Here is a 23,054-nt window from a genome sequence, read left to right as displayed (position 1 = left end):
CAAGGATTTATATCAATTCATATAAAAATGATCAATTAGACCTCTAAATTCAGATCAGTCACTGCACCTTTTTCTGCACCCGATGCCAATTTAGCAAATTTCGCCAATGCACCATGGGTATAGTTTGGCTTTGGTTTGACCCATGCCGCTTTACGTGCTGCCATTTCCTCTTCCGACACATGCCAAGTCATTTCACGGGTTTCGGCATTAATCGAAATTTTATCGCCATTTTTCACCAGACCAATTGGCCCGCCTTCATACGCTTCTGGGGTCACATGCCCAATCACAAAACCGTGACTGCCACCCGAAAAACGTCCATCGGTAATTAACGCGACTGAATTACCCAAACCTTTGCCAATAATTGCAGAAGTTGGTTTCAGCATTTCTGGCATACCCGGGCCACCTTTAGGGCCTTCACCACGAATCACCACCACTTCACCTTCTTGCACTTCACCATCTAAAATGCCGCGCATCGCGCCAATTTCACCTTCAAAAACGCGTGCAGGGCCTTCAAAATACAAGCCTTCTTTGCCTGTAATTTTTGCCACTGCGCCCGTAGGTGATAAGTTGCCTTTTAAAACCACCAAGTGCGAATCTTTTTTGATTGGCGCATCAAACGGTAAAATAATTTGCTGACCTTCAGGATAATCGGCAACATCGGCCAAGTTTTCTGCCAAAGTTTTACCTGTAACCGTTAAGCAAGAACCATCAAGCATGCCTGCATCTAGCATGCGTTTCATCAACGGTTGAATGCCGCCAATGGCAATCAGCTCCGACATTAAATACTTGCCCGATGGACGTACATCGGCCACCACTGGGGTTGCCTGACCAATACGCACGAAATCATCTAGTGTGAGTTCAACCCCTGCAGAATGTGCCATGGCAATCAAATGCAACACACCATTGGTCGATCCACCCAAAGCAATCAATACTTTAATGGCATTTTCAAAGGCAGATTTGGTCATAATGTCACGTGGTTTAATATCCAGACGTAACAGATTCATGACCGCTTCGCCTGCGCGTTGGCAGTCATCCATTTTATCTTGAGAAACAGCTTCTTGTGCTGAAGATCCCGGCAAACTCATGCCCAATGCTTCAATGGCCGATGCCATAGAGTTGGCGGTGTACATGCCACCACAAGAGCCTGCACCTGGCAAAGCCACTTCTTCAATTTGTTTGACCTGAATTTCGTTAATTTCACCTTTGGCATGCTGACCCACGGCTTCAAACACCGAAATAATATCGGTATGTCCTGCACCCGGTTTAATAGTGCCGCCATAAACAAACAAGCCCGGACGGTTTAAACGCGCCAGTCCCATAATGCAGCCCGGCATGTTTTTATCGCAGCCACCAATTGCAATCACACCATCATAGGCCTGACAGCCCACCACAGCTTCAATTGAGTCGGCAATAATTTCACGTGAAACCAATGAATATTTCATGCCTTCGGTGCCGTTTGAAATACCATCTGAAATGGTGATGGTATTGAAAATAATGCCTTTACCACCCGCCTGATTCACGCCTGTTTCTGCTTCGCGCGCTAAGCCATCAATATGCATATTACATGGTGTGACATTGGCCCAAGTCGATGCAATGCCAATAAATGGACGAGTAAAATCTTCATCCTTAAAACCCACCGCACGCATCATGGAGCGTGCAGGTGCATTTTCAATGCCTTCATAGACTTCGGCTGAATGTTCGCGGATATTCTGTTTACTCATGGCTGATTCCTTAGCAAGATGGGTGAAATGACGTGCTCATCATGACGATTTATTTTATTTTTCATTGTATCGAAAGCGGGCAGGATGTAAACGAAAATGCCTGTCTAATTTCATTGCTCAAATTTGCTGCGATACTGACATTGCTCATTGGCAGGCTCATAAAAAAGCACCCCAATTTTGGAGTGCTTTTTTGTGGCAGCTTAAATTGCTAAGTACTGCTTAGATTTCACGTACCGCACCTTTTGCCGCACTAGTAGTGTGCATAGCATAGGCTTTCAACGCTTTAGAAATTTTACGTGGACGTTCTTCTGCAGGATGCCAGCCTTTAGCTTCTTGCGCTTCACGACGTGCCGCCATGGTTGCGTCATCTACCGCCAAGTGAATGCTGCGGTTTGGAATATCAATTTCGATACGGTCACCATCTTCAACCAGACCAATCGCGCCACCTTCAGCCGCTTCTGGAGAAACGTGACCAATTGAAAGACCTGAAGAACCGCCCGAGAAACGACCATCAGTCAGTAATGCACATTCTTTACCTAAACCTTTCGATTTCAAATAGCTGGTTGGATAGAGCATTTCTTGCATACCTGGGCCACCACGTGGGCCTTCGTAGCGAATCACCACCACATCACCCGCTGTGATTTTACCGCCCAAAATCGCGTCTACTGCAGCATCCTGACTTTCAAAAACACGTGCTGTGCCGTTAAATTTCAAAATGGAATCATCTACCCCTGCAGTTTTGACAATACAGCCATCCAAAGCAATGTTGCCGTAAAGTACCGCCAAACCACCATCTTTAGAGAAAGCGTGTTCTGCATTACGAATCACACCATTGTCACGGTCACCATCTAAACGTGAATAGTAACGGTCTTGTGAGAATGCTGTTTGGGTGGCTACGCCGCCCGGTGCAGAACGGAAGAACTGGTAAACGTCTTCATTTTCGGTACGGATGATGTCCCATTTATCCAAAGCATCTTTTAAAGTCGCTTCGTGAACTGTGCCTACTGAAGTGTCCAATAAACCTGCGCGATCCAGCTCGCCTAAAATAGACATAATGCCACCCGCACGGTGTACATCTTCCATGTGAACATCTTGTTTTGCAGGCGCTACTTTACATAGTACAGGCACTTTACGTGATAAACGGTCAATGTCATCCATGGTGAAATCCACACCTGCCTCATTGGCAGCCGCCAACAAGTGCAGTACGGTGTTGGTTGAACCGCCCATGGCAATGTCCAACGTCATAGCATTTTCATAAGATGCTTTGGTTGCAATTGAACGTGGCAATACGCTGTAATCGTCTTGTTCATAATGGCGTTTGGCCAATTCCACAATCAACTGACCTGCTTTATCAAACAGTTTTTTACGGTTGGCGTGAGTTGCTACAATTGAACCGTTGCCCGGTAAAGATAAACCTAGAGCTTCTGTTAAGCAGTTCATTGAGTTTGCAGTGAACATCCCTGAGCATGAACCACAAGTTGGACATGCAGAACGCTCATATTCAGCAACTTCTTCATCCGTATAGTTGTCATCTGCCGCCACAATCATCGCGTCAATCAAGTCAATCGCGTGTTCATTGCCACGAATTTTGACTTTACCTGCTTCCATTGGGCCGCCAGACACAAACACCACTGGAATGTTCAGACGCATAGCAGCCATCAGCATCCCTGGTGTGATTTTGTCACAGTTGGATATACACACCATTGCATCGGCGCAGTGTGCGCTGACCATGTATTCTACCGAGTCGGCAATCAAGTCACGCGATGGCAATGAATACAACATGCCGTCATGACCCATGGCAATCCCGTCATCTACAGCAATGGTGTTAAATTCTTTGGCAACACCACCTGCCGCCTGAATTTGCTCTGCCACCATTTGACCGAGGTCTTTTAAATGCACATGGCCAGGTACAAATTGGGTAAATGAGTTGACCACCGCAATAATCGGCTTACCGAAATCTTCGTCTTTCATACCCGTTGCACGCCATAAGCCGCGTGCACCCGCCATATTTCTTCCGTGTGTCGATGTTTTTGAACGATAGTCAGGCATTATAAAGTTCCAACTTGGTTGTGCTGAAATGAATCTGAAATTCATTCTGGCGAAATAATACTGTTTGCAAGATCTGTATCACTGCAAAATAGTTTAAGAGTCTTTCTATTTTACTACAGCTTGAGGTAGTAAGGCTGCTGCTTTACCAACTTTATGATGGATAAAAAGTGACGAGAACCCACAGCACCTTGTTGATCATACTGAATGCAATACAAAACTTTCATGAATAATTTTTAAATTTTGCATTACTAATTTTTATCATAATAATTTATAGCACAGCGACAAGGTGGATTTGTTACAACCCGTTCCGACCTTTGGGCTGCAATTTGTTATAATTGCCGCGTCATCTAAAACTATGGGTTGATTTCCATTGAAAATCGTTTTTGCAGGTACGCCTGAATTTGCTGCAAGCGCTTTGGCAGCACTCCTGAACACCGACCATGAGATTGTCGCGGTTTACACCCAGCCTGACCGTAAAGCAGGACGCGGACAAAAACTCACAGCATCTGCGGTGAAGCAATTGGCACTACAACACGATCTTCCTGTCTATCAACCTTTGCATTTTAAATCATCTACTGAAGAAGGTCTGGCGGCCCAACAAGAATTGGCTGCATTGAATGCCGATGTGATGGTGGTTGCGGCCTATGGTTTAATCTTGCCGCAAGTGGTTTTAGATACTCCTAAATATGGCTGCTTGAATATTCACGGTTCGTTATTGCCACGTTGGCGTGGTGCAGCGCCGATTCAGCGCGCGATTGCCACAGGTGATACCGAAACAGGCATCACCATTATGAAAATGGCTGCAGGCTTAGATACGGGCGATATGATGTATAAAACCCTATGCCCAATTACTGCCACAGACACCTCTGCCACTTTACATGACAAACTGGCGCAGCAAGGTGCCAAAGCAATTGTTGAAGTACTGGCTTCAGAACAAAAATTGCAAGACTATTTAGCCGCGCGTGAAGTGCAAGATGAAGCCTTGACGGTCTATGCACACAAATTGACCAAAGCCGAAGCACGAATTGACTGGTCACAAACTGCAGCCGAAATTGACCGTAATATCCGTGCCTTTAACCCGTGGCCGGTGGCGTTTATCCCTTTAGATGAAACACAAAACTTGCGCGTTTGGGGTTCAGCATTATCGGATGAATCTGCACAAGGCAAAGCTGCAGGCACAATTTTAAAACTGGACAAACAAGGCGTACACGTCGCTTGTGGCGATCAACAAGCGGTATGCTTAAGCTCGTTGCAATGGCCAGGCGCTAAACCGCTGAATCCTGTGCAAATCATTCAAACTCAAAAACTTCAAACAGGACAAGTTCTCGCATGAGCCATTCTGAATCAGGCAACTCACATTTGAACTTGCGTGCCCAAGTCATCCGTACGCTATTGGCTGTACAACAAGGGCAATCATTGGCGAGCGTTTTACCTGCACATTTAAGTAAAGTCGCAGAACGTGACCGCGCCTTGTTTCATGAACTGGTTTTGGGCACTTTGCGTCAATGGTATGCCCTAAAAAGCATTACTTTGCCGCTGTTGGTGAAACCACTCAACAATGAAACTGTTGAAACCTGTTTATATGTCGGCTTATATCAAGTGCTTTGTACTCGTGTAGCCAGTCATGCCGCAATTTCTGAAACCGTAACTGCAGCCAAACAATTGGGCTATCAAGCACTCAGCGGTGTGGTGAATGCAATTCTGCGTCGTGTTTCACGTGAAACATCGGAATTTCAAAAGGCTTTGGCGCAGGCACATGGTTTGCCAAGTTGGTTGTATAAACGTCTGAAAAAAGATTGGCCTGAACAACAAGAACAACTGACGCAAACTTTAAAGCAAACCGCGCCTCTGACTTTAAGAGTCAATACACGCCAAATCAGCCGCGATGACTATTTAGAAATTTTGCAGGAACAAGAGATTGCTGCAGAAGCTTGCACCGTGTCTGAAGTCGGTATTGTGATGCTGCAAAATGTGCACATTCCAGACTTGCCTGGTTTTGATGAAGGCGTATTTTCCGTACAGGACGAACATGCCCAACTGTGTGCAACGCTCTTGCCAAATTTAGATGGCAAAGTGGTAGTCGATGCCTGCGCAGCACCCGGTGGTAAAACAGCGCATCTGCTTGAAAAATTTCAGCCTAAAAAATTGATTGCCATAGATCAGGATACCAAACGTCTGTTACGTGTCAGCGAAAATCTAGAACGTCTGCAACTGAATCAAGAAGCGCAAGTTGAAATTTTGGCTGCCGATGCAACCACATGGAATGCCAGTGAAGCAGTAGACTGTATTGTATTGGATGCACCGTGTTCTGCAATTGGAGTCTTGCGTCGTCATCCAGATATTCGTTTGCTGCGTCAATCTAGCGATATTCAGCAGACGGTGGTATTACAGCAACAGATTTTGCAGCAGATGTGGCAACAGCTCAAAGTTGGTGGCACCTTGCTTTACATTACCTGCTCGGTTTTAAAAGCCGAAAATGAACAGCAAATGCAGCAATTCTTTGCCGAACATCAAAATGCCAAAGAAGTCAAAATTGAGGCAGATTGGGGCATTCCACAACTGTATGGGCGCCAATTATTGCCGCAACAAGGACGCGGGGATGGTTTTTATTATTGTCGTATTGAAAAAACCGCCTAAGCTATTTCTGTTTTAACGATTCTTCTCATTTAATAGCCTTTCCAAAAAAATAACCCTTGAATCAATCAAGGGTTATTTTAGTTAGCCAGTGCAATGCTTTACAGCATCGCACCCGTTTCAGCAAAATGCTTAGTCTTCGAGTTCATCTGGGTTTTTGATCAGGTGAATCATCGCCAAAACTAAACCACCCCAAAGTACCACTGTTGAAATAATCAACATCACCAATGCAGATGTATTCATCTTATTTCTCCGCTGCGTCGTGATCTTTTAAGCGGCTAAGCAATACCGCGCCAATAATAAAGAGCACCACGGTACCACCACCCACGGTGAGTAAAATGTGTAATGGATAACCACCATAGCCTTCTGCAAAAATAGATTTCAGGGTTAAGCCTAAAGCCACGAGCAATGAAAGCGGCGTCACGATGGTTAACAGGAAATTCCAGCCCCAACCCAATTTAATGCTTGAGTATTGGTTAACGTGTTGCTGCAATTCTTTGAGCAATGGACGACGGAACCAAGTCACCAAAATGATCGACAATAAACCACCACCAACAATACCAATGTTGTTGGCAAAGTAGTCAATGATGTCGACAAAAGTGATCGCGCTGTGGGTAGAGAATAAAATGGTTGAAACAATAGCTGAACCACCCGCAATGATGGTTACTGCACGCTTACGCGACCAACCCAGTTTGTCTTGGAACGCAGCAATGGGCACTTGCAGAATACTCACCATTGAGGTCACCCCTGCAACCGTCAATGAAGCGAAGAATAAGAAACCAAATAAATCGCCACCTGCACCCAAGCTTGAAATGATTTTCGGGAATGCAATAAAGGCTAAACCAATACCACCAGAAACCACTTCATCTACCGATGAACCTGCGCTGTACGCCATGAAACCAAGCGCAGCAAAAATACCAATACCCGCTAAAATTTCAAAAGATGAGTTTGCAAGTGCAACCACCAAGCCTGAACCAGTCAAGTTGGTTTTACGTTTTAGGTAAGATGAGTAGGTCAACATAATCCCGAAACCCACTGAAAGTGAGAAGAAGATATGACCAAAGGCAGCTAACCATACTTTATAGTTCGCCATCGCTTCCCAGTTAGGCGTAAAGAAAGCATTTAAGCCATCGACTGCACCCGGTAAACGTAAAGCTTGAACCACGAGAATAGAGAACAAAATCAGCAAAAGTGGTATAAAGATTTTATTTGACAGCTCAACCCCTTTTTTCACCCCGCCGTATAAAATGAACATCACCACCGTCCATACGATGACTAGACCAATAAATAAGGTTGGTACAAAACCAAAGGCTAAGCCTTCACCATTTTGTAAGTAGCTTGTGAAAAAGAATTTTTCAGTGTCTGTTCCCCATTGCTGACCAATGGAATAGAACATATAACTGCCTGCCCAAGACAATACGCTGGCATAGTAAATACCAATCAGCAAAGTCACCATCACCTGCCACCAGCCCAATGCTTCACTGTTCATGAGCTTTTTATAAGCGGTTGGTGGTGCTTTACGGTATTTATGCCCAACTGCATAGTCCAAAAACAGCAATGGCAAACCTGCGGCAAAGATCGCAATTAAATAAGGGATTAAAAATGCGCCGCCGCCATTTTCATAGGCAACATAAGGGAAACGCCAAATATTGCCCAACCCGACCGCAGAACCAATGGCTGCGATAATAAAGCCTGATCGCGCGGACCAACTCTCACGAGAATCTGTCATAGAACACCTAAACTTCAGGCTATTTTTTGCTGCTTGTTTTTTAATTCTGACCTTTTATATAAATAACTTGCTTTTTCATTAGCTTAAATTTACTTTATATAACGGTACTTTAGCGCACGCAAAAAATATCCTGCAAAAAATGAAAATCTGGGTGTTTGCTTTAGAGTCACACCTTTTGAGCATCAAATTCTAAAGGTCAAACAGCGAAATATTCGGAAAATCTTGCTTAAAGTCTTTGCCCAATATTGCGCTTTTGTATGGCTTAACAATACTCATTTTTGAACAATTTTTCTGTAAATTCTGCTTAGAAAGATGCTTTTTGTATGCATTTTTTTAATCAAACGTTCAAATTCCACTCCATTTTGACTTGATTTTTTGGTTATAAGTCATATAACTATTTGGAATGTAATGTTGGTGCTATTTGAGTTGTTTTACTTTTCATCTATTATAGCAGCGCTGTAGCTTATTATTCACCAAACCACAGCGCTGTAATCAATCATCTCAAAATTCAGAGTTAACTCATCCTTTCTCTTTATTTATAATGATGCATCATTAGATCAGATACTTAACGCTTAATTACCAATAAACGCTCTTCCTGCATATCCCGAATAGCAGATTGAATCCCTTCACGCCCTAAACCTGAATCCTTCACGCCACCATAAGGCATATTGTCCACACGGAACGATGGAATATCATTAATAATCACCCCACCAACTTGTAACTGATCCCATGCATACAGCATTTTTTCCAAGCTTTGTGTATAAATACCCGCCTGTAAACCAAAACGGCTTTGGTTAATACGTGTAATTCCTTGTTCAAAAGATGAATATTTTTCCAAAATGGCAACAGGGCCAAAAACTTCATCTTTATAAACCTCCAAGTTTGGATCGACCTGTTCCAATAAAGTCGGCTCAAACATCACACCTTTCAGCTCGCCACCTGCCAATATTTTTGCACCTTTTTTCACCGCTTTATCAATCCACTTTTTCAAGCGCTGCGCTTCAGCTTCCTTAATCATTGGCCCGACTAAAGTGCTGTCTAAATCAGGATCTGCCGCTTTAATTTTCTTGAGCTGGCTCACAAGTTTCTTTTTCAGTTCGGCATATACGTCAGCATGCACCAAAATACGTTGCACACTAATACACACCTGCCCAGCATGATTATACGCACCACCAATTAAGCGATGAATCAATGCATCATTCAATTCAGTATCGGGTTCAATCATCACTGCTGCATTGCCGCCCAACTCTAGCGTTACTTTTTTGCGTCCTGCGCGGGCTTTCATATCCCAACCCACCACATCTGAACCGGTAAAACTGAGCAGTTTAAAGCGGTCATCTGTCACTAAAACATCAGCTTGTTCACGCTCACAAGGCAATACCGAAAACGCACCTTTAGGTAAATCTGTTTCTGCCAACACTTCTGCAATTTTCAATGCTGAAATAGGCGTGGCACTGGCAGGTTTTAATACAAAAGGACAACCTGCGGCAATCGCAGGTGCAATTTTATGTGCAGTTAAATTCAACGGAAAATTAAAAGGACTAATCAAAGACACGGTACCAATGGGTACATGCTTAACCATCCCTTGATAATTCGCAGCAGCAGCCGTCACTGCCAACGGCAAAATACGCCCTTCATCTAGTTGTGACACCGCATCTGCCGCAATTTGGAAGGTATTAATTAAACGCTCGACTTCTGCCATCGCAGCCAAACGTGGTTTTCCACCTTCGGCAATTAAAATTTCGACCAATTCTTCACGCATGTTTTGAAAACGCTGCACACAATGCAACAGAATTTTTTGTTTTTGAAAGGGCTGTAATTTTGCCATTTCAGCTTCTGCTTTTACGGCTGCACGAATGGCCTTTTCAATACTTTTTTCATCGGCAAGTGCAACACGCGCATATAAATTTTGAGAATATTTATGCTGAACGGCTAACCATTGCCCTGTTTCTACGGCTTTATTGGCAAGATAGAGCGGATAATCGACAGGTGGATGGACATTTTGCATACTGAAATCCTCTATTTTTGGCGCGAATTAGGCTATATTTTTACAAGAATTTTGATTCAAGAAAATGTATGATGCGCTAAGTTGGACAATATTTCACATGATTTTTTGTCACGAGAACATCACAACACTAAACCATTCATCCCAAATGATGATGACAAAATACTAGAGTTTATATGCTTACATTACAACGTTTTGCTTTAGCATGCAGTTTAATTAGTTGTTCAGCGGTGCATGCCGATATTATTGGGGTAAAAGCCAGCGTAGATTATTGGAAATATAGCGCAGACTGGAATCAGGCTCAGTTATCACCAAACTTGGATGATGATTTTGCCTTACCCTTCAGTCTAGCAGTAGAGCATCCAGTACCATTTTTACCCAATGCTAAAATTAAACATGCCAATTTGCAGGCCGAAAGCGAGCAAAGCGCTGCTGGTGTAAAAATCAATCAACTAGATTTAGATTACTCAGACTTCATTTTATATTATGAAATTTTAGATAACATTGTTGCCGCAGATGTTGGATTTGGTGCCAAAGTACTTGAAGGCGACTTAAGATCGAATTTGTTTTCGACACAAGACGTCAGTGAAACTTTAGCTATGCTGTATGCAGAAGCAGCGGTCAAATTGCCATTTACAGGTTTAAGTGCCAAAGCTGAAGCTAACTATGCCAAAAATAGCGACAATGAAGTTCGTGATGCTCAGGCAGAAATTAAATATAACTTTATAGATGCCATTTTAGTCGATGTTGGTTTAAAAGCAGGTTATCGCATTTTAGATATTAAGCTCAATCAAGATTCCAATCAGGAAACTCAATTAGAGTTTAAAGGCCCATATTTAGGTTTAGAAGCACATTTCTAAATATTTGATATTTATATAAGTTTAAAACCCTTAAATTATTTTTAAGGGTTTTTTATTCTTCGCAGATTCAAATCCCAAGTGCAACACATTTGTAGTTAGTTGAAAAAGTTAGGTGTATTCATAGAATCATTAGACTTTTTCAACTCGCAATTGGAAAGCACACAATGAAGAAATACACCCAACTTTCTCAAGATGAAAGATACGAAATTTATGCTACTTTGAAAAGTAAAAGTTCAATCGCTACCCTTGCTCGAGAGTTAGGACGTTCACGATCAACCATCTACCGTGAATTAAAAAGAAATACTGGGCAACGTGGATATAGAGCTCAACAGGCAGCTAAATTTGCAAGTCAAAGACGGTACCGTCCTTCATCATCAATGACAGCATTTGCCTTCGCTTATATTGATTATTTGATTGGTTTGGACTGGTCACCAGAACAAATTTCAGGTGCTTTAACACAACGCGGTTGGCTGGGTGTACCTTCACATGAGTGGATTTACCAGTACATTTATCAAGATAAATCAAAAGGCGGTAAACTTTATCTACACTTAAGGCTTCAGAAGAAATATCGAAAACGCGGTTACAAAAACACGGATCGTAGGGGGCAAATCATTGATAAAACAAGTATTCACTGCCGAGACCAGGTCATTGATCAACGACAACGTTTAGGAGATTTCGAAGGTGACACGGTGATTGGTAAACATCATAAAGGTGCTTTATTGACTCTCGTTGATCGAAAGAGCCTGTATGTACATATTGTTCATTTAGGGCCAACGAGAGCATCCTCTCAAACGATTACTTGTGCATTAGATCGTTTACAAATGAGCCATGCTTATAGTGTGACATTTGATAATGGCAAAGAATTTTCCGAACACAAAAGAATTACTGATGCTGGCATAGAGACGTATTTTGCTGATCCTTACAAGTCTATTCAGCGAGCTAGAAATGAAAATACGAATGGTTTAATCCGTCAATATCTGCCAAAATCATCATCGTTTGATGACGTGTCAAACGAACAAATAGAGCAGATAGAATTTGCACTCAACCATCGTCCTAGAAAAACACTAGGTTGGTATACACCGAGTGAAGTTATGGCTGGTTTTTATACTGTTGCACTTGCCGCTTGAATCCGCCCTTCTTAAAGTTTTCTTTCTCCCATAAAAAACACCCCCAACGCTAGTTGAGGGTGTTTGAATAATGAGCTGGCGATGACTTACTCTCACATGGGTAACCCCACACTACCATCAGCGCGAAGAGGTTTCACTTCTGAGTTCGGGAAGGGATCAGGTGGTTCACTCTTGCTATGGTCGCCAGCACAACTGTTTACGGAGACTTGCATTGGTCTTATTCACGACTGTGATGCACTGCGTTTTCCGAATCTGTAACAGATTGGGCTGTATTGGGTCTGAATTTTATTGTTTAGCGTTAACTAAATCAAGATCAGTCTGAATTGACTGATTGGATTTGAATCGATTGAGCATACAACCCCAACTGTTTGGGTGTTGTATAGTCAAGCCTCACGAGCAATTAGTATTGGTCAGCTTCACATATCGCTATGCTTCCACATCCAACCTATCAACGTCGTAGTCTTCAACGGCTCTTTAGGAGGCATAAAGCCTCGGGGAAATCTTATCTTGAGGTAGGCTTCCCGCTTAGATGCTTTCAGCGGTTATCCCTTCCGAACATAGCTACCCGGCGATGCGACTGGCGTCACAACCGGTACACGAGAGGTTCGTCCACTCTGGTCCTCTCGTACTAGGAGCAGATCCTCTCAAATTTCCAGCGCCCACGGTAGATAGGGACCGAACTGTCTCACGACGTTCTAAACCCAGCTCGCGTACCTCTTTAAATGGCGAACAGCCATACCCTTGGGACCTGCTTCAGCCCCAGGATGAGATGAGCCGACATCGAGGTGCCAAACACCGCCGTCGATATGAACTCTTGGGCGGTATCAGCCTGTTATCCCCAGAGTACCTTTTATCCGTTGAGCGATGGCCCTTCCATACAGAACCACGGATCACTAAGACCTACTTTCGTACCTGCTCGACTTGTGGGTCTCGCAGTTAAGCGCGCTTTTGCCTTTATACTCTACGCGTGATTTCCGACCACGCTGAGCGCACCTTCGTACTCCTCCGTTACTCTTTAGGAGGAGACCGCCCCAGTCAAACTACCCACGGACATGGTCCTCGTCCCGGATAACGGGACAGAGTTAGAACCTCAACATTACCAGGGTGGTATTTCAAGGACGGCTCCACTCGGACTAGCGTCCAAGTTTCAAAGCCTCCCACCTATCCTACACAAGTAAGGTCAAAGTTCAATGTCAAGCTGCAGTAAAGGTTCACGGGGTCTTTCCGTCTAGCCGCGGGTACACCGCATCTTCACGGCGAATTCGATTTCACTGAGCCTCTGCTGGAGACAGCGCCGCCATCATTATGCCATTCGTGCAGGTCGGAACTTACCCGACAAGGAATTTCGCTACCTTAGGACCGTTATAGTTACGGCCGCCGTTTACTGGGGCTTCGATCAAGAGCTTCGCTTACGCTAACCCCATCAATTAACCTTCCAGCACCGGGCAGGCATCACACCCTATACGTCCACTTTCGTGTTTGCAGAGTGCTATGTTTTTAATAAACAGTTGCAGCGGCCTGGTTTCTGAGGCTGTCGACAGCTCAAGGAGCGAGTCCTATCACCATCAACAGCGTACCTTCTCCCGAAGTTACGGTACCATTTTGCCTAGTTCCTTCAGCAGAGTTCTCTCAAGCGCTTTGGTCTACTCGACCTGACCACCTGTGTCGGTTTCGGGTACGATTCCAGTGTAACTGAAGCTTAGAGACTTTTCCTGGAAGCAGGGTATCAGCCACTTCACTGTACAAGTACAGCTTGCTATCAGATCTCAGCATAGAGCACCCCGGATTTGCCTAAGATGCATGCCTACTTCCTTTCACCTGGACAACCAACGCCAGGCTGACTTAACCTTCTCCGTCCTCTCATCGCATTACACTGAAGTATTGGAATATTAACCAATTTCCCATCGACTACGCCTCTCGGCCTCGCCTTAGGGGTCGACTCACCCAGCCCCGATTAACGTTGGACTGGAACCCTTGGTCTTTCAGCGAACGGGTTTTTCACCCGTTTTGTCGTTACTCACGTCAGCATTCGCACTTCTGATACCTCCAGCAGACTTCTCAATCCACCTTCTTCGGCTTACAGAACGCTCCCTACCACGTATACAATGTATACATCCGCAGCTTCGGCACATAGTTTTAGCCCCGTTACATCTTCCGCGCAGGCCGACTCGACTAGTGAGCTATTACGCTTTCTTTAAAGGGTGGCTGCTTCTAAGCCAACCTCCTAGCTGTCTATGCCTTCCCACATCGTTTCCCACTTAACTATGATTTTGGGGCCTTAGCTGGCGGTCTGGATTGTTTTCCTCTTGACTACGGACGTTAGCACCCGCAGTCTGTCTCCCGGATAGTACTCATTGGTATTCGGAGTTTGCATCGGTTTGGTAAGTCGGGATGACCCCCTAGCCGAAACAGTGCTCTACCCCCAATGGTATTCGTCCGAGGCGCTACCTAAATAGCTTTCGGGGAGAACCAGCTATCACCGAGTTTGATTAGCCTTTCACCCCTATCCACAAGTCATCCCCTGGCTTTTCAACGACAGTGGGTTCGGTCCTCCAGTTAGTGTTACCCAACCTTCAACCTGCTCATGGATAGATCACCCGGTTTCGGGTCTATACCCAGCAACTATACGCCCTATTAAGACTCGATTTCTCTACGGCTCCCCTATTCGGTTAACCTTGCTACTGAATATAAGTCGCTGACCCATTATACAAAAGGTACGCAGTCACCACACGAAGTGGCTCCCACTGCTTGTATGCATGCGGTTTCAGGATCTATTTCACTCCCCTCACAGGGGTTCTTTTCGCCTTTCCCTCACGGTACTGGTTCACTATCGGTCAGTCAGGAGTATTTAGCCTTGGAGGATGGTCCCCCCATATTCAGACAAGGTTTCACGTGCCTCGCCCTACTCGTCATCATTATGTGTGCCCTTTCGTGTACAGGACTATCACCCACTATGGTTGCACTTCCCAGAGCATTCCACTAAAACACACATAACTTAATGGGCTTTTCCCCTTTCGCTCGCCGCTACTGAGGGAATCTCAATTGATTTCTTTTCCTACGGGTACTGAGATGTTTCACTTCCCCGCGTTCGCTTCGTATGACTATGTATTCATCATACGATACCTACCTTAAGGTAGGTGGGTTTCCCCATTCAGAAATCTCCGGATCAAAGGATATTTGCCGCCTCCCCGGAGCTTTTCGCAGGCTATCACGTCTTTCATCGCCTCTGACTGCCAAGGCATCCACCACATGCACTTAATTACTTGACTATACAACCCCAAACAGTCGTTAATCCCTACAAGTAGGATTAAGACAATTAAATAAATATAAAATATTTATTTAATTCACAGTTTGATGTCTTGTGCACTTAAGCACTGTACAGCTTCAATTAGATTCATATACCAAAACGCTTGATTCAGTTAATTTGCTAGTTCTCATTTCAATTCGTAATTAAACCGTAACACCGAAGCATTACTGTCAATCTTGAATTAAATGAGTTGAACAATTTATTTCAGACTCAATTTTGCCAATCTGTTAATGAATTAATGCGTCTTCGTCAGATCGCACTAAATACTGTGATATTTAAATCACAGAACTTAATAAACCATCAAATCTAATCATTCGATCTTTTATTAAGTTCTGCAATCTTTAGCTTAAAGCTCCAGTATATGTGTGCCTGCGCACAGCATAGCTGTTTGCTTAAATTTTAAGGAAAAACAGTGCTTTTCTGATCTTAAAATTTGGTGGAGACTAGGAGAGTCGAACTCCTGACCTCCTGCGTGCAAAGCAGGCGCTCTACCAACTAAGCTAAGTCCCCAGCTTATCATCTGTGATTCGATGTATCTTCTTCTGCATAATTGCTTCGTCAGTAGTGGTGGGTCTGACAAGACTTGAACTTGTGACCCCACGCTTATCAAGCGTGTGCTCTAACCAACTGAGCTACAGACCCTCAGATACATCAATGAAGAACAACTTGTTGTGGATTCTTACCAATCGTCAATCTTTCGTTAAGGAGGTGATCCAGCCGCAGGTTCCCCTACGGCTACCTTGTTACGACTTCACCCCAGTCATCGGCCACACCGTGGTAAGCGTCCTCCTTGCGGTTAGACTACCTACTTCTGGTGCAACAAACTCCCATGGTGTGACGGGCGGTGTGTACAAGGCCCGGGAACGTATTCACCGCGGCATTCTGATCCGCGATTACTAGCGATTCCGACTTCACGCAGTCGAGTTGCAGACTGCGATCCGGACTACGATCGGCTTTTTGAGATTAGCATCCTCTCGCGAGGTAGCAACCCTTTGTACCGACCATTGTAGCACGTGTGTAGCCCTGGCCGTAAGGGCCATGATGACTTGACGTCGTCCCCGCCTTCCTCCAGTTTGTCACTGGCAGTATCCTTAAAGTTCCCATCCGAAATGCTGGCAAGTAAGGAAAAGGGTTGCGCTCGTTGCGGGACTTAACCCAACATCTCACGACACGAGCTGACGACAGCCATGCAGCACCTGTATGTAGATTCCCGAAGGCACCTTTCCATCTCTGAAAAGTCTCTACTATGTCAAGGCCAGGTAAGGTTCTTCGCGTTGCATCGAATTAAACCACATGCTCCACCGCTTGTGCGGGCCCCCGTCAATTCATTTGAGTTTTAGTCTTGCGACCGTACTCCCAGGCGGTCTACTTATCGCGTTAGCTGCGCCACTAAAGGATCAAATCCCCCAACGGCTAGTAGACATCGTTTACGGCATGGACTACCAGGGTATCTAATCCTGTTTGCTCCCCATGCTTTCGCACCTCAGTGTCAGTATTAGGCCAGATGGCTGCCTTCGCCATCGGTATTCCTCCAGATCTCTACGCATTTCACCGCTACACCTGGAATTCTACCATCCTCTCCCATACTCTAGCTAACCAGTATCGAATGCAATTCCCAAGTTAAGCTCGGGGATTTCACATTTGACTTAATTAACCACCTACGCGCGCTTTACGCCCAGTAAATCCGATTAACGCTCGCACCCTCTGTATTACCGCGGCTGCTGGCACAGAGTTAGCGGTGCTTATTCTGTGGGTAACGTCCACTTAGCCCAGGTATTAACCAGGTAAGCCTCCTCCCCACTTAAAGTGCTTTACAACCAAAAGGCCTTCTTCACACACGCGGCATGGCTGGATCAGGGTTCCCCCCATTGTCCAATATTCCCCACTGCTGCCTCCCGTAGGAGTCTGGGCCGTGTCTCAGTCCCAGTGTGGCGGATCATCCTCTCAGACCCGCTACAGATCGTCGCCTTGGTAGGCCTTTACCCCACCAACTAGCTAATCCGACTTAGGCTCATCTATTAGCGCAAGGTCATAAAGAGCCCCTGCTTTCTCCCGTAGGACGTATGCGGTATTAGCATCCCTTTCGGAATGTTGTCCCCCACTAATAGGCAGATTCCTAAGCTTTACTCACCCGTCCGCCGCTAGCTCAGTTACCGAAGCAACCTCGCCCGCTCGACTTGCATGTGTTAAGCCTGCCGCCAGCGTTCAATCTGAGCCATGATCAAACTCTTCAGTTAAAATCATTTTGAAGTTTTAATCTAAACTTCCAAATCTGGCTCATCAATTTTCTGACTTAAATTTCGCTCAAATAAACTTCGAGTAATTTAAACCAATCAATCAATGAAATATTTTCGATCAATCAATCAGTAAAAATCCACACAAGTTGTTCTTCATAATCTCTTAATGATCTTAATTTCTGCCTCGTCAGCAGAAATTTTAACGCAAAACACTTCTAACAACTCAACCCTGTAAGCTAAGTTCGTAGGCTGTTTCGCGTCGGGATGTGTGCATTCTAGGGGATTTCAAAATCTTTGCAAGCCCCAAATTAGGATATTTTTCACGTATGTATTTTTTTTCTACAAAAATACTTGGTTTTTTAATTTTTTAGCTATTTTTTCATCAAATTTAAATAAAAACTCACATCTACAAAGTAAAGAGGGCTTTTTTATCCATACTTTTATGGGCTCAAATCGGTCAAGTTTTGCAGGCTGTAATCAACGATTGCCAATGTATACAATTCTTTTTGTCTTATGATATCTAAAAAAATTTTACATCTCAGTTAAAAATGCTTTTGCATTATCCAGAATCATATTCCTACATACGGCGTACCTATCATTGATTTCATATCAGTGTGGAGGTCTTGTCCGTTGATTAAAAGTTGGTGTTCAGCATTTACATTATTGATTTCAAGTCGAATGAGTCTACTCCTCTATTCAACAAGTTTAGATCGCGCCATCCACATGCACTACCTACAAGAGGTTTTGCCGTATAAAAGTAGCTTTAGCTTTGAATTTTGAATTTAGGTCTTAAAGTTTTAAGAAAATTTTTATAAAACAAAGAGAAGTAATCTTACATTTTACCTTTAGATATAAACCACAACAAAACTAGAGGCAAAAAAAAGAAAGAGATCTCTCCCAAAATCTCTCCCTCGGAGTTGAATCTATATGCGATCCATATATCATTATTATAGTTATACGAAAAAAAGAGTCCCTTGGGGAAGGGACTTGTAAATTGTGGAGCTATAGTTATAAGTACCCTCTAGATCTGTTTTGTACACTGTGTCTAGATGGGTAAATCTTATACATAACTGAGCAAAAATGCAAGCTGCTTGGCAAAATTTAAGTGTTGTTTTTATAAGGTTTTTTTTGAATTTACTTATTCATATAATTAATATACCAAACAGAAAATAAAAGCAGACCGAAGCCTGCTTTTATTTCAATCACTTAGAATGGATCTAGTCCGTAAATGTGACTTTGGCAATGGCTTTTTTGCCCGCCTGAATAATGTGTGTTGCGTTTTCTTTGACCGAGAAACCCGCATCGACCACATTCCAATCTACTTTCACTGCGCCACGTGCCACAGCATCTTTGGCTTGCGCAGCATTTTTAGTTAAACCTGCAGCACGTACAATAGAAGCAATAAATAATTCGCCACCAAATTCAGCACGTGAAATCGTTACTTCTGGCGTACCTTCAGGTAATTCACCTTCAGTAATAATATTACCCGCACCTTTATGCGCATTGGCTGCAGCTTCGCTGCCGTGGAAACGCTCAACCAATTCGAGTGCCAAAATCTTTTTGATTTCTTGCGGATTACGACCTTCTGCCATTTCTTTGAGCAACACTTCAATTTCATCCATCGACTTGAAGCTGAGTAATTCAAAATAGCGTTCAATCAGACTATCAGGCATCGACAAGACTTTTTGATACATCGCACCCGGTGCATCAAATACACCAATATAATTGCCCAAAGATTTAGACATTTTATTCACGCCATCTAAACCTTCAAGAATTGGCACGGTAATACAAACTTGCGCTTCCTGATCATAACGACCTTGCAAGGTACGTCCCATCAACAAGTTAAAGGTCTGGTCTGTACCGCCCAATTCTACATCGGCTTGTAATGCCACCGAGTCATAACCTTGTACCAACGGATACAAAAATTCGTGAATCGCAATCGGTTGCTGGTTGTTATAACGCTTGGTGAAGTCATCACGTTCCAACATACGCGCTACGGTTTGCTGCGATGCCAACTGAATTAAGTCTGCTGCAGTTTTTGTTGCAAACCATTCAGAGTTAAACACCACTTTGGTTTTATTTGGATCAAGAATTTTAAAAACTTGTTCCTGATACGTTTTGGCATTTTCCAAGACTTTTTCACGTGACAACGGCGGACGTGTAGCACTTTTACCTGTTGGGTCACCAATCATGGCAGTGTAATCGCCAATCAAGAAAAATACTTCGTGACCTAAGTCTTGGAATACTTTTAATTTATTGATTAATACCGTATGCCCCAAGTGTAAATCAGGTGCAGTCGGGTCAAACCCCGCCTTAATTTTTAAAGGACGATTCTCTTTTAATTTCTTTAGAAGATCTTCTTCAGAAATAATTTCATGCGTGCCTCGTTGAATGAGGGCAAGTTGTTCTTCAGCCGGCAGGAAATTTGACATCACGAAATCCAAACACATCAGTTATTCAATTTGTGCGATATACTAACACTTTTTCAGCATATTGCAGGCTATAGAATAACCATGACAGCGATCTATATTGGGGTAATGACGGGCACAAGTATGGATGGTGTCGATCTTGTTGCTGCTTCTTTTGATCCACTGCAACTCCACGCGACCCTGACTTTGCCGTTTGATCCCGATTTACGTGACGAACTCATGGCACTGACTTTGCCAGGTGACAATGAAATTGACCGCATGGGCAAAGCAGATGTGGCTTTAGCCACCATGATTGGACATGGTATTAACAGCCTGATTGAAAAAAATAAACTGGATAAATCTCAAATTAAAGCGATTGGTTCGCATGGCCAGACCATTCGTCATCGTCCTGAACATGCTTTTACTTTACAAATTGGTGATCCGAACATCATCACCGAAATCACCCAAATTCCTGTAATTTCAGATTTTCGTCGTCGTGACATGGCTGCAGGCGGACAAGGCGCACCGTTAGTGCCCGCTTTCCATCAAAACTTATTCCAACATCCGAGTATTCATCGGGTAATTTTAAATTTAGGCGGCATTGCCAATGTCAGTTTGTTGCCTGCAGGACAGCCCGAAGCAGTATCGGGTTTTGATACAGGGCCTGCCAATATTTTAATGGATGCTTGGTGTGAGCGTTACACAGGACAACCTTATGATGAAAATGGCAATTGGGCTGCGTATGGACATCCGATTCGCAGCTTGTTAGATCGTTTACAAGCCCATGCTTTTTTCTCTAAAGAACCACCCAAAAGTACAGGGCGCGAAGACTTTAACTTGGAATGGCTAGATGAACAGGTTGCCGATTGGCGCAATGATGTGGAATATGACGAGCTGGAAGATAATCCTGAAAATATTCAAGCGACTTTATTAAAGCTCACCACCCGCGCGATTAAAAAAGCCATTTATCGTTCAGGCATGGATACAGGTGAAGTCTATGTCTGTGGCGGTGGTGCCTATAATTCTTATTTGCTAGAGCAATTGCGCTGGCGTTTGCGCAAACATCAATGGACTGTACAAAGTACAGCCGATTTAGGGCTAAACCCAACATGGGTCGAAGCCACCGCCTTTGCTTGGTTGGCAATGCGTTTTTGTCAGCAATTAAGTGGCAATTTACCTGCGGTCACAGGGGCTAAAGGTGATCGCATTTTAGGTACCATGACTTTGGTTTAAGGATGCACTTTTAAACCAGATCAGTAGCAACAAAAAAGCCTTTCCTCTTCTATATAGGAAAGGCTTTGATCATTTTGAGTGCATCAATCTACTTTTTCAGATGCTGATACTCAAAAATATTTAAATCATACTTAGATTGAGAATGAAGAACCACAACCACAAGTCGTGGTTGCATTCGGGTTTTGTACCACAAAACGCGAACCTTCCAAGCCTTCAATATAGTCCACTACCGAGCCAACTAAATATTGATAGCTGAGTGAATCGACCAGCATTTTTACATCGCCATTCACAAATTCTGCATCATCTTCATTTTGGCTTTCCGCAAAGTTAAAGCCATAAGAAAATCCTGAACAACCGCCACCTGTCACATATACACGTAGCATTAAGTCTTGATTACCTTCACTGTCACGCAATTGGCGAACTTTTTTAGCAGCGTTGTCGGTGAGCTCAAGTGCTTGGGCATTCATGATGGATTTTCCTCAGGTACAATTCAGATGTCTTTTCTGCAAAAAGACCACTTATCAAGTATAGCATACTCAATATTGGGACGGTGATGCAGAATTAAAGTGAATTCTGAGTAATTACCTCAAGATTCTCCAATTACTTGTAATTTTCGTCCTGCAAGCCACATTCAAAATTGGTTGGCGCTTCTTTACAGCGGAATTGCCACAATAATTTCATCATGCGTTTGTCATAAACACCACGTTTAGTTAAATCAATCCGCGATTCACGCATCATTTTTTGATAACCCGGTTGATCTGCTGCAGGCACTTGCATCCAATATTTTGCAGGAATATCGGCTTTCATTTTGCCTAAAATACCAAAGGCACGTGGTAACTGCCCTTTCACCCATTCACGTGATTTTTGCCCAAAACCTGCAGGGAATTTATCTGGGCGGATAATAATATTGCCCGTGACCTGTAAAATTGGATAATTCACAATCGCGCCTTTAGTGCCTAAGCCTTTATGTAGTTCCAAAGGACGGAATACTGCAGCAGGCGCACCAATAATATCGACCTGACCATTGTTAAATTTACTGCCAAAATTGGTGACATCGGCACTTACTGCTTGCGCACCAATTTGCTGTACCATTATTTTTTGCGCTTGGTCATAATCTAAAACAGCAATTTTTTTCCCCGCGGCTTTGGCGACACTATTAATACTGCGGTCATTCACCATCAAAAAGGCATCACCCACAGGAATGACACCTGCGACTTCATACTGACCATTGCGCATATATTTGGCAAAAGCAGGACTCGCCAAACCTTGCATGACTTTAACTGCCAGTTTTAAATCTGGAATCGCACCAATTGCATCTAATGAGCCTGTAAAATGGTTAAATTGACGACCACGCATGCCCGTCACACTAATACCATCACATTTTCCTGCTTTAAAATCTTCTGCAATCACGCCTTCGTTTTGTCCTACGCGTAACTCAATTTCTGCGCCCCAGTTTTTGGCCGCCAATTGATAGTCTTGCATTAAGTTATAGACATCACCGTTTTTACCGACCAAGTCGAATACACAGACCACTTGCTTAGCCTGCACTGCACTGGCGGCTAAAGACAAGCCTGCACCGAATAATAAAGCTTGCGTCCATTGTTTCATTTTATAGTTCCTTCCATTTTTTGTTTTTCTGGTCAAAATTGATTCAAACCTTCAATTTTGTAGCACTGTACTTTTCATCAAGCTAAGATTAGCGAATTTTGATCTTTGGCTGATATGACTCAATTGACGAATCTTT

13 protein-coding genes, 2 tRNA genes and 3 rRNA genes are annotated in these 23,054 nt (G+C 43.7%); 5 read left to right on the top strand and 13 right to left on the bottom strand.

Going from position 1 to position 23,054, the window contains the following annotated elements; translation table 11 throughout:
* Positions 1–35 precede the first annotated feature (35 nt).
* Both ilvD (J4G44_RS02725) and ilvD (J4G44_RS02720) read right to left on the bottom strand, forming a co-directional pair.
* Entirely contained in the window at positions 36–1,721 is a 1,686-nt protein-coding gene (gene ilvD / locus J4G44_RS02725) for a dihydroxy-acid dehydratase (RefSeq protein WP_207973813.1), read from the bottom strand.
* A 219-nt stretch (positions 1,722–1,940) separates the two neighbouring features.
* Entirely contained in the window at positions 1,941–3,770 is a 1,830-nt protein-coding gene (ilvD, locus tag J4G44_RS02720; protein WP_180062510.1) for a dihydroxy-acid dehydratase, read from the bottom strand.
* 370 nt (positions 3,771–4,140) lie between these two features.
* On the opposite strand from ilvD (J4G44_RS02720), the gene fmt reads away from it, so the two are divergent.
* Entirely contained in the window at positions 4,141–5,103 is a 963-nt protein-coding gene (fmt, locus tag J4G44_RS02715; protein ID WP_180052266.1) for a methionyl-tRNA formyltransferase, read from the top strand.
* Complete coding sequence (rsmB, locus tag J4G44_RS02710) at positions 5,100–6,407, top strand: 16S rRNA (cytosine(967)-C(5))-methyltransferase RsmB (RefSeq protein ID WP_207973812.1); 1,308 nt, start codon at positions 5,100–5,102, stop codon at positions 6,405–6,407. The genes fmt and rsmB overlap by 4 nt, the downstream gene beginning before the upstream one ends.
* A 129-nt stretch (positions 6,408–6,536) precedes the next feature.
* Here the strand turns inward: rsmB and J4G44_RS02705 are convergent, their stop codons facing one another.
* From J4G44_RS02705 to J4G44_RS02695, 3 genes are all read right to left on the bottom strand, one after another.
* Entirely contained in the window at positions 6,537–6,647 is a 111-nt protein-coding gene (locus J4G44_RS02705) for a methionine/alanine import family NSS transporter small subunit (RefSeq protein ID WP_004970370.1), read from the bottom strand.
* A gap of 1 nt (position 6,648) precedes the next feature.
* Positions 6,649–8,133, bottom strand: coding sequence for a sodium-dependent transporter (locus J4G44_RS02700; protein ID WP_104852799.1), 1,485 nt, complete (start codon positions 8,131–8,133; stop codon positions 6,649–6,651).
* A gap of 565 nt (positions 8,134–8,698) precedes the next feature.
* The gene (locus J4G44_RS02695) at positions 8,699–10,141 is read right to left on the bottom strand and encodes an aldehyde dehydrogenase family protein (RefSeq protein WP_207973811.1); all 1,443 of its coding nucleotides are present in this window, start codon (positions 10,139–10,141) and stop codon (positions 8,699–8,701) included.
* 173 nt (positions 10,142–10,314) lie between these two features.
* On the opposite strand from J4G44_RS02695, the gene J4G44_RS02690 reads away from it, so the two are divergent.
* Both J4G44_RS02690 and J4G44_RS02685 read left to right on the top strand, forming a co-directional pair.
* Positions 10,315–10,998 carry a TIGR04219 family outer membrane beta-barrel protein gene (locus J4G44_RS02690; RefSeq protein ID WP_179988883.1) on the top strand — a complete coding sequence of 228 codons (684 nt, stop codon included), beginning with the start codon at positions 10,315–10,317 and terminating at the stop codon, positions 10,996–10,998.
* Positions 10,999–11,162: 164 nt separating this feature from the next.
* Positions 11,163–12,125 (top strand): IS30 family transposase, encoded by a 963-nt coding sequence (locus J4G44_RS02685; protein ID WP_068532856.1) that lies wholly within the window; start codon positions 11,163–11,165, stop codon positions 12,123–12,125.
* A gap of 73 nt (positions 12,126–12,198) precedes the next feature.
* Here the strand turns inward: J4G44_RS02685 and rrf are convergent.
* The 6 genes from rrf to tyrS all read right to left on the bottom strand — a co-directional run bounded on the left by rrf (position 12,199) and on the right by tyrS (position 20,119).
* Positions 12,199–12,313 (bottom strand): 5S ribosomal RNA (rrf, locus tag J4G44_RS02680).
* A 191-nt stretch (positions 12,314–12,504) separates the two neighbouring features.
* Positions 12,505–15,394, bottom strand: a 23S ribosomal RNA gene (locus tag J4G44_RS02675).
* Positions 15,395–15,866: 472 nt separating this feature from the next.
* Positions 15,867–15,942: transfer RNA gene (locus tag J4G44_RS02670), tRNA-Ala, on the bottom strand.
* Positions 15,943–15,997: 55 nt separating this feature from the next.
* A tRNA-Ile gene (locus J4G44_RS02665) sits at positions 15,998–16,074 on the bottom strand.
* 59 nt (positions 16,075–16,133) lie between these two features.
* Positions 16,134–17,669, bottom strand: a 16S ribosomal RNA gene (locus J4G44_RS02660).
* The 16S, 23S and 5S rRNA genes sit together here with 2 tRNA genes alongside, the layout of an rRNA operon.
* A 1,217-nt stretch (positions 17,670–18,886) precedes the next feature.
* Positions 18,887–20,119: a tyrosine--tRNA ligase gene (tyrS, locus tag J4G44_RS02655; protein WP_180006229.1), complete on the bottom strand. Its 1,233-nt coding sequence runs from the start codon at positions 20,117–20,119 to the stop codon at positions 18,887–18,889.
* A 63-nt stretch (positions 20,120–20,182) separates the two neighbouring features.
* Here tyrS and J4G44_RS02650 point away from each other — a divergent pair, with 63 nt between their 5' ends.
* A complete protein-coding gene (locus J4G44_RS02650; RefSeq protein WP_004969740.1) occupies positions 20,183–21,310 on the top strand; it encodes an anhydro-N-acetylmuramic acid kinase in 1,128 nt (375 codons plus the stop codon).
* 131 nt (positions 21,311–21,441) lie between these two features.
* On the opposite strand, the gene erpA is transcribed toward J4G44_RS02650, so the two are convergent.
* Both erpA and J4G44_RS02640 read right to left on the bottom strand, forming a co-directional pair.
* Positions 21,442–21,777: an iron-sulfur cluster insertion protein ErpA gene (gene erpA, locus J4G44_RS02645; protein WP_004969742.1), complete on the bottom strand. Its 336-nt coding sequence runs from the start codon at positions 21,775–21,777 to the stop codon at positions 21,442–21,444.
* A 133-nt stretch (positions 21,778–21,910) separates the two neighbouring features.
* Entirely contained in the window at positions 21,911–22,918 is a 1,008-nt protein-coding gene (locus tag J4G44_RS02640) for a putative solute-binding protein (protein ID WP_131261901.1), read from the bottom strand.
* Positions 22,919–23,054 lie beyond the last annotated feature (136 nt).

The organism is Acinetobacter towneri (assembly GCF_017498585.1).
Taxonomy (GTDB): domain Bacteria; phylum Pseudomonadota; class Gammaproteobacteria; order Pseudomonadales; family Moraxellaceae; genus Acinetobacter; species Acinetobacter towneri.
Note: the sequence above shows the minus strand (reverse complement) of the source record. Positions and strands in the feature narration are given on the sequence as shown.

What these genes read in the sequence shown, in the direction of transcription:
- J4G44_RS02690 (WP_179988883.1), top strand. Translation starts at nt 10,315, where the DNA reads ATGCTTACATTACAACGTTTTGCTTTAGCATGCAGTTTAATTAGTTGT.
- J4G44_RS02705 (WP_004970370.1), bottom strand. Translation starts at nt 6,647, where the DNA reads ATGAATACATCTGCATTGGTGATGTTGATTATTTCAACAGTGGTACTT.
- erpA (WP_004969742.1), bottom strand. Translation starts at nt 21,777, where the DNA reads ATGAATGCCCAAGCACTTGAGCTCACCGACAACGCTGCTAAAAAAGTT.
- J4G44_RS02650 (WP_004969740.1), top strand. Translation starts at nt 20,183, where the DNA reads ATGACAGCGATCTATATTGGGGTAATGACGGGCACAAGTATGGATGGT.
- J4G44_RS02685 (WP_068532856.1), top strand. Translation starts at nt 11,163, where the DNA reads ATGAAGAAATACACCCAACTTTCTCAAGATGAAAGATACGAAATTTAT.
- ilvD (WP_207973813.1), bottom strand. Translation starts at nt 1,721, where the DNA reads ATGAGTAAACAGAATATCCGCGAACATTCAGCCGAAGTCTATGAAGGC.
- J4G44_RS02700 (WP_104852799.1), bottom strand. Translation starts at nt 8,133, where the DNA reads ATGACAGATTCTCGTGAGAGTTGGTCCGCGCGATCAGGCTTTATTATC.
- J4G44_RS02640 (WP_131261901.1), bottom strand. Translation starts at nt 22,918, where the DNA reads ATGAAACAATGGACGCAAGCTTTATTATTCGGTGCAGGCTTGTCTTTA.
- J4G44_RS02695 (WP_207973811.1), bottom strand. Translation starts at nt 10,141, where the DNA reads ATGCAAAATGTCCATCCACCTGTCGATTATCCGCTCTATCTTGCCAAT.
- tyrS (WP_180006229.1), bottom strand. Translation starts at nt 20,119, where the DNA reads ATGTGTTTGGATTTCGTGATGTCAAATTTCCTGCCGGCTGAAGAACAA.
- ilvD (WP_180062510.1), bottom strand. Translation starts at nt 3,770, where the DNA reads ATGCCTGACTATCGTTCAAAAACATCGACACACGGAAGAAATATGGCG.
- rsmB (WP_207973812.1), top strand. Translation starts at nt 5,100, where the DNA reads ATGAGCCATTCTGAATCAGGCAACTCACATTTGAACTTGCGTGCCCAA.